Below are 8,277 nucleotides of genomic sequence, written 5' to 3'. Positions count from 1 at the left end.
GTATACAATTGATTACAGTAAATTTTTCTTCGAAAATTTTACTATAAATAATTATTTTAATTTAAGAGGTCATTTTTTGAGATAATTATTTATATTATTTAATAGTTAGGGGGGCCCCTAACGACTAAATAATGTAATAATTAAAAGAAGATGGTTTAGCAAGAGTTGCTCATTTAGATAAAAAATGGAGAATTAAATGGAGAAAATTGAGAATGAAATAGTTAATAAGACATATCTTGCAATTAATTCTTTGGAAGAATTAAGAAATATGATTGGTATTAAATCAGACTATTTTTATAAATGTCTTTATGTGAATGACCATTTTTATAATGTTATCAAAATACCTAAACGAAAAAAAGATGAATATAGAGAATTGATGATTCCTAATATGGCTCTCAAAAATATCCAAAGGTGGATTTTAGATAATGTATTGTACAGAAGGCAAGTTCATAAATGTGCAACTGGTTTTGTTCCTAGGAAATCAATAGTGAACAATGCAATCCCACACGTTGGGCAGAAATATATATTGAAAATGGATATAGAAAACTTTTTTCCGAGTATCACATTTAAGCAGGTTAGAAAAATATTTTCTGAGATGGGCTATAAATTTGAACTTGCGACAGCACTCGCAAATTTGTGTACAGTGAATAATCAGTTGCCTCAAGGTGCACCAACCAGTCCATATATAGCTAATATCATCTTTTACAATATAGATAAAAGAATCTTTTCTTATTGTCAAAAAAATAATTTGAGATATACTCGATATGCTGATGATATTACTATTTCTGGATCTAATAAAGTAAGTTTTAGTAAAGAAATTATCAGGGAAATAGTAAACCAATATAATTTTAGAATTAATGAAAGTAAGACAATTATGTTTAAACCAGGAGACAGAAAAAAAGTTACTGGTATTATAGTTAATGAAAAAATATCGGTTCCTAAAACTTTAATAAGAGAGGTCAGGAAGCAAATTTATTTTGTAAATAAGTTTGGATTAGAAGAACACTTAATTCGAAATAATTATTCATTGGATTATGAGCAGCAATTTATTATGAGTATATATGGAAAAATCAGTTTTATTAAAATGATTGATTTCAAGAAAGGCGTTAGTTTACAAAAGAAATTTAATGAAGTACTAGGTAATATAGAATCGTCTAACATGTACAGAGATAATATTGACTTTGATGATATAGAACTACATTGGATAAATTAAACCGCTTAATAATTAATATATTTTAGTTAATATTTCTTTTGAAATTTACCACCAGCCAGCAGATTTTTATTATATTTTAATACCCCTAGGTTAAATTAGAGGAAACCCAATACTATCAAAAAAATTAGAAATCCTTTAATATCATGCCTTAAGACAGTATATGCAACTATACGAAATCCTAAAGTAAACCAGGTCTTAAAGCAGCTCGTCGTTCACCTCATTTCTTAAAACGTTAATTGTCGGACGATATATACAAAACACCTCGATGTTATGTCGAGGTGTTTTTTTTGCGTTTGTGTGGGGAATATGAAATGTGTAGAGTATAAATGGACTTTCCTTTATTTAATGTCTTAGGAATAGAATTAATTCAACTATGGATTATTGATTTACACGTATAATTTGTACATGTTTACACAATCAAAAGTGTACATTATTAAATTGTCATTTAGCTTGCGGAGGGTGGACGATAACCAGACGATTGTGTTCTAATCATAGTGGTTCAAGGGAAAGAACGACCGGACGATAACTCAAGAGCCTTAATTAAAGAGTATTATCAAAATAAGGAGTGACCTAATTGAAAGATTCTATATTTTGGAAGAAAGCTTTTATTCCTGTTTATTTTATTGTTGCGATGCTGGTGTTTCTACTTTTTAGGTTTTATATTAAAACAGATAACTTTTCTATATACTTAATGATTATCTTCTTAATTTGTTTAGGAACTGCATCTATCATTTATAACTATAAAAATAATCGCTAATATAAGTGTGAAATGTATAAGTCATAGTTAGATCTAAGTCTTGCTGTGGCTTATTAATCGAAACACCATTTTGAAACCGCCATAAAACAGCATTTTTATATCTCCATAAAACGACAAATTCAAGCCCGACATAAAACAGCATTTTCAGCCCACCATAAAACGACAATTTCAAACCGCCATTGACTAAACACCTCATCCCAAAATATCGTAACAATCCTATACATCAATCAATCCAACATCCCTCATAATCACAACGCACAAAATCTACTCATGCATTTTTGGAATACTTAGTATTACAAATAACGATTTTTATTCATCTAACAAAGGTTATATAATGTAATGAAGGCAATTTTTATGTATTACAAATCTAATCGTACATGTAAAATTTTGATAAACATCATTAATTTTGCGTAACTATCATTAGATTACAAATCACAATGTAATTACATGTAATACACATCTATACATCACAATTGGAAGGAAATGAATATAAATGACTGATAAAAAGTACACTGCAGCCGATATGGTTATTGATACTTTGAAAAATAATGGGGTAGAATATGTTTTTGGTATTCCGGGTGCAAAGATAGACTATCTATTTAATGCTTTAATTGATGATGGTCCTGAACTTATTGTCACTCGTCATGAACAAAATGCTGCAATGATGGCACAAGGTATTGGAAGATTAACAGGTAAACCGGGTGTAGTACTTGTTACAAGTGGCCCTGGTGTAAGTAATTTAACGACTGGACTATTAACAGCTACATCTGAAGGGGATCCTGTATTAGCGTTAGGTGGCCAAGTGAAACGTAATGATTTATTACGATTAACGCATCAAAGTATTGATAATGCTGCGCTATTAAAATATTCATCAAAATACAGTGAAGAAGTACAAGATCCTGAATCATTATCAGAAGTTATGACAAATGCAATTCGAATTGCTACTTCAGGAAAAAATGGCGCAAGTTTTATTAGTATTCCGCAAGACGTTATTTCTTCACCAGTTGAATCTAAAGCTATATCACTTTGCCAAAAACCAAATTTAGGAGTACCGAGTGAACAAGATATTAATGATGTCATTGAAGCGATTAAAAATGCATCATTTCCTGTTTTATTAGCTGGTATGAGAAGTTCAAGTGCAGAAGAAACAAATGCCATTCGCAAATTAGTTGAGCGCACGAATTTACCAGTTGTAGAAACATTCCAAGGTGCAGGTGTAATTAGTCGTGAATTAGAAAATCATTTCTTCGGTCGTGTGGGCTTATTCCGCAATCAAGTTGGTGATGAATTATTACGTAAAAGTGATTTAGTTGTTACAATCGGTTATGATCCAATTGAATACGAAGCTAGTAACTGGAATAAAGAATTAGAAACACAAATTATCAATATTGACGAAGTTCAAGCTGAAATTACTAATTATATGCAACCGAAAAAAGAGTTGATTGGTAATATTGCTAAAACGATTGAAATGATTTCTGAAAAAGTGGATGAGCCATTTATAAATCAACAACATTTAGACGAATTAGAACAATTAAGAACACATATTGATGAAGAAACTGGTATTAAAGCGACGCATGAAGAAGGAATTCTACATCCAGTGGAAATTATTGAATCTATGCAAAAGGTATTAACTGATGATACTACTGTAACAGTTGATGTTGGAAGTCACTATATTTGGATGGCACGTAATTTCAGAAGTTACAATCCAAGACATTTATTATTTAGCAATGGTATGCAAACGCTTGGTGTAGCATTACCGTGGGCAATTTCAGCTGCACTTGTGCGCCCTAATACGCAAGTTGTGTCCGTTGCTGGCGATGGTGGCTTTTTATTTTCATCACAAGATTTAGAAACGGCCGTACGTAAAAATTTAAATATCATCCAGCTTATTTGGAATGATGGAAAATATAACATGGTTGAATTCCAAGAAGAAATGAAATATAAACGTTCGTCAGGTGTAGACTTCGGTCCTGTAGATTTTGTAAAATATGCAGAATCATTTGGCGCGAAAGGTTTACGAGTTACTAATCAAGAAGAATTAGAAGCGGCAATTAAAGAGGGCTATGAAACAGATGGTCCAGTATTAATTGATATACCTGTAAATTACAAAGATAATATCAAACTTTCAACAAATATGTTACCTGACGTATTTAACTAAAATAAAGATAAATGTTAAAGAGGAGTGGGAGATTTTATGACTAATGTTTTATACCAACATGGTACATTAGGCACATTAATGGCAGGATTATTAAAAGGAACTGCATCAATAAATGAATTATTGCAACATGGTGACTTAGGTATCGCTACACTAACAGGTTCAAACGGTGAGGTAATCTTTTTAGATGGAAAAGCTTACCATGCAAATGAACATAAAGAATTTGTAGAATTAAAAGGTGACGAGTTAACACCATATGCAACTGTAACTAAATTTGTAGCAGATACAAGCTATGAAACGAAAGATAAATCTTCAGAAGCAGTTTTTGCAGAAATTAAGGAAAAGATGTTGAGTGAAAATTTATTTTCAGCAGTAAAAATTTCAGGCTTATTTAAAAAAATGCATGTACGTATGATGCCGGCTCAAGAACCACCTTATACACGTTTAATCGATTCAGCTAGAAGACAACCTGAACAAACTGAAACGTATGTCAAAGGTTCAGTCGTTGGTTTCTTTACACCAGAATTATTCCATGGTATCGGATCAGCAGGATTTCATGTACACTTTGCGAATGATGATCGTAACTTTGGTGGACATGTCTTAGATTTTGAAGTAGAAGATGTTAAAGTAGAAATCCAAAATATAGAAACATTTGAACAGCATTTTCCAATTCAAGATAAAGATTTCACTAAAGCAAATATTGACTATAAAGATATTGCAGACGAAATTAGAGAAGCTGAATAATGAATCCAGAAATATAATGACGGTTTATGAAAATTGACTTCATAATGCGCGATTTAGAAATGATAGTTTGTAAATATGATTAACCATGACTACAATAGAACAAATATATTTATAATTACGTCTAAGTAATAAAATAAATCCCTTCACTATTAGCAGTAGTGAGGGGATTTATTAGGTTCCAGATATTTGAGATTTGCTGTTATGTTAGATTATAAATTGCGGAAGACATTAATATAGAATTTACTTTAGTATAGGCCGATCTAATCTATTGTCAGTAGAAGCAATCAATAAGAAATTATAAGTTCGATCATTCATTTCATACTAAAAAGACAAACGCAATTTTTCAGCGTTTGCCCTGTGTAACTATTTTCATTTTCAAATTATTATTTAACTACAATTTGTATTTGTTTGATTGTACTTGGATCAATTGAATTTTTAGCGTCGTCATTTTTCTTTAGATTCACTACTTTTTTATTACCATCATTCAAAGTAAGTGTATACGTTGCTGTTTGTGCATTATTAATTTTTTCTGTTGTAACACCACGTTGTGAAGCTAATTCATTTTTTACTTTACTGTCAATTTCTTGATAAAGTACCTTTTTATTTTCTGGAAAAACAAAGTAAGTTCGATGTAATGCAGTAATACCATCTACTGAGATCGTGTAAGGCACAGTGTGTTTTCCATCCATTGTCAATTCCTTATAACCGTTATTACTATCTGCAGATGCTTCATGACTCGGTAAAGCTGCACCTACTGTTGATAATAATCCCAATGCTAAAGTGGCAGTAACAAATGATTTTAGTTTCATATCTCAATCTCCTTTTAAAGTTGTGGTATATTACACTATTTATATAACACGTTTCATAAAGTTTAAAACATACTTTTTGATTTTTTTATATTTTTGATTTTTAGTAATAGTTTTTAACGAGGGATATGACCCGTGTATTTTGAAAAGTGGTAAGCAATGTTTTTAGTTTATAGGGATTCATTAGTTGTATATAATAAGCATGAAAAGCATATAGTCGATCTTATACTTTTAATTGAGACTTATAGTGTATTTAAGTTATAGATAAATTCATTAGAATATTATGGGGGAATGAGTATGTCAAAGCGTCTATTATTGTTTGATTTTGATGAAACATATTTTAAACATAATACAAATGAAGAAGATTTAAGTCATTTAAGAGAAATGGAAAAATTGTTGGAAAAACTAACTAATAATAATGAAGTGATCACTGCTGTATTGACAGGAAGTACATTTCAAAGTGTCATGGATAAAATGGATCAAGTTAATATGACGTTTAAACCATTACATATCTTTTCTGATTTGAGTTCTAAAATGTTCACTTGGAATAATGGCGAATATGTTGAATCAGAAACATATAAAAAGAAAGTCTTGAGCGAACCATTTTTATTTGAAGATATTGAAGATATATTACGTCATATTTCTGCGCAATATAATGTCGAATTTATTCCACAAAGAGCATTTGAAGGTAATGAAACACATTATAATTTTTATTTTCATTCAACAGGTAATCACAACAATGATAGTCGTATCCTAGAAGCACTTGTCAGATACGCAAATGACCAAAACTATACAGCGAGATTTAGTCGAAGCAATCCATTAGCTGGTGATCCTGAAAATGCGTATGATATTGACTTCACACCGTCAAATGCTGGAAAATTATATGCTACTCAATTTCTGATGAAAAAATACAATATACCAGTAAAATCAATATTAGGTTTTGGAGATAGCGGCAATGACGAAGCATATTTAAGCTATCTTGAACATGCATATTTGATGTCGAATAGTAGAGATGAAGCATTAAAGCAGAAATTTAGATTAACAAAATATCCATATTATCAAGGGATAACACTGCATGTTAAAGAATTTGTTGAAGGTAAGTATGATTATTGATTAGTTGAGTGATATGTATACTTTTTAAGTGCAAATATTAATATTTAAGGGATGATTAGAAAATATGGTGAATAGACTACACTTTAGTTTTAAAAAATTATTTATATGTTGATTTGTCCAATTAAGTGTAGACGATTCAGGTAGCGCAAAAATGACGCAGGAACTGGAGAAAGAATTGATACCAAAATTAATATAAGAGGTTAAGTATATATGAATAAAACAAACTTTGGGGATTATTTAAATAAAAGTAAGAGCAGGAAAATATATAAGATTTTTGATCAAAATTTGAAGCGAGAGTTTAGTTATTGGCAGTTTAGGAAACTTTTCAAATCTTATACAAGGCAGTCTGATGTACATGAGTTAAAAGTGTGTACTCAAAATGATGATACTATGGAGCAAATATGGATAGATAAAGCAAATCAATTTGGAGTGGCAGTGACTTGGAAAGATAATAGTATTATCGGATTTGTTATGCGTCCGTTAATCAATTATGATGCGATTAAGAATGAAACGACTTTAAAATACGCAGTGCCGACAACAGATTGCTATGAGGTTTTTTGGGGTGGAGATAATGAATTATATAATTATCACTATTTATACCTACATCAAAGGTATGCTATTGATTTAGTTATTAAAGAAAATCATAAAACATATAAGAATCAAGGAAAAGTAAATACTGATTATTTTTGTTTTGGAAAAGATATCATTGCGCCAGCAAATGGTACAGTTGAAAAAGTAGTGAATGGGGTTCAAGACAACAGTATTGGAAGTACGAATGAATCACAGTTTTTAGGAAATTATATTGTAATTAAGCACGCAGAAAATGAGTATAGCTTAATAGCTCATTTACAACAATATTCAATCATTGTGAATGAGGGGCAAAATGTTAAATATGGTGACTTCCTTGGGAAGGTTGGGAATTCTGGCAATTCTACTGAACCTCATATACATTTCCAAGTAATGAATGATAAGAATATTGAAGCATGTACGTCTTTGAAAATTCGATTTTTAAATAATCTAGAACTTATCAAAGGGGATGTGGTCTGCGGATTACAAGGTGAATGATGGCGATACTTATAAAATCTCGACACTATAAAAATGGTATAGTGTCGAGATTTTCTTGCTTATTTAGTTAATTCAAAGTGTACGCCGGATTCATTAGAAGTTGATGTATTTTTGTTTGTAATAGAGTATCCAGTTATTGAAATTTTAGATTCAATATCTGAAGCGGTATTTGTAGATTCGGGATTATAGAAGCTACATTCATAAGTGTTATCATCTTTGTTTTTAAGAATAAACATTCCTTTGGCTTTAACTTCGACTTTAGTGTTGTTAATGTCAAAAGTTTGAGTGCTATTACTATAATTAACACCAGCCCAAACCGATTCATTATCTTTCACAACGTGGAAGTCATCATCTTGTTTAACGACAGTTACTTTATCTTTTTTTGTATTAAAGTCATCTTTAGATAAGCCTGGATACAACACAT

General features: G+C 30.7%; 8 protein-coding genes and 1 pseudogene. 6 read left to right on the top strand and 3 right to left on the bottom strand.

Annotated elements, in window-relative coordinates:
• Positions 1 to 196: 196 nt before the first annotated feature.
• Positions 197 to 1,213, top strand: a complete 1,017-nt coding sequence (locus IDG60_RS01420) for a retron St85 family RNA-directed DNA polymerase (protein WP_000411031.1) — start codon at positions 197 to 199, stop codon at positions 1,211 to 1,213.
• A 574-nt stretch (positions 1,214 to 1,787) separates the two neighbouring features.
• Positions 1,788 to 1,970 (top strand): hypothetical protein, encoded by a 183-nt coding sequence (locus tag IDG60_RS01415; protein ID WP_000655241.1) that lies wholly within the window; start codon positions 1,788 to 1,790, stop codon positions 1,968 to 1,970.
• On the opposite strand, the pseudogene IDG60_RS01410 reads toward IDG60_RS01415, so the two are convergent.
• A pseudogene (locus IDG60_RS01410) lies at positions 1,942 to 2,231 on the bottom strand (hypothetical protein). The gene IDG60_RS01415 and the pseudogene IDG60_RS01410 sit on opposite strands and share 29 nt — an antisense overlap.
• A gap of 232 nt (positions 2,232 to 2,463) precedes the next feature.
• Between IDG60_RS01410 and alsS the strand changes: the two are divergent.
• Both alsS and budA read left to right on the top strand, forming a co-directional pair.
• Positions 2,464 to 4,128: an acetolactate synthase AlsS gene (alsS, locus tag IDG60_RS01405; RefSeq protein ID WP_000130149.1), complete on the top strand. Its 1,665-nt coding sequence runs from the start codon at positions 2,464 to 2,466 to the stop codon at positions 4,126 to 4,128.
• A gap of 36 nt (positions 4,129 to 4,164) precedes the next feature.
• The gene (gene budA / locus IDG60_RS01400) at positions 4,165 to 4,869 is read left to right on the top strand and encodes an acetolactate decarboxylase (RefSeq protein ID WP_000186134.1); all 705 of its coding nucleotides are present in this window, start codon (positions 4,165 to 4,167) and stop codon (positions 4,867 to 4,869) included.
• Between the two features lie 383 nt (positions 4,870 to 5,252).
• On the opposite strand, the gene IDG60_RS01395 is transcribed toward budA, so the two are convergent.
• Positions 5,253 to 5,678 carry an MAP domain-containing protein gene (locus IDG60_RS01395; protein ID WP_000769705.1) on the bottom strand — a complete coding sequence of 142 codons (426 nt, stop codon included), beginning with the start codon at positions 5,676 to 5,678 and terminating at the stop codon, positions 5,253 to 5,255.
• Between the two features lie 294 nt (positions 5,679 to 5,972).
• Here IDG60_RS01395 and IDG60_RS01390 point away from each other — a divergent pair, with 294 nt between their 5' ends.
• On the top strand, positions 5,973 to 6,788 hold the full coding sequence (locus tag IDG60_RS01390) for an HAD-IIB family hydrolase (protein WP_000044362.1): 816 nt from the start codon (positions 5,973 to 5,975) through the stop codon (positions 6,786 to 6,788).
• A 210-nt stretch (positions 6,789 to 6,998) separates the two neighbouring features.
• Positions 6,999 to 7,853, top strand: a complete 855-nt coding sequence (locus IDG60_RS01385) for a M23 family metallopeptidase (RefSeq protein ID WP_001044441.1) — start codon at positions 6,999 to 7,001, stop codon at positions 7,851 to 7,853.
• Between the two features lie 59 nt (positions 7,854 to 7,912).
• Here IDG60_RS01385 and IDG60_RS01380 read toward each other — a convergent pair.
• Positions 7,913 to 8,277 (bottom strand): polysaccharide lyase beta-sandwich domain-containing protein (locus IDG60_RS01380; protein WP_241013320.1); only part of this gene is annotated, 365 nt, incomplete at its 5' end.

Source organism: Staphylococcus sp. EG-SA-2 (assembly GCF_017152085.1).
This window is presented reverse-complemented; position numbering and strand designations above follow the sequence as displayed.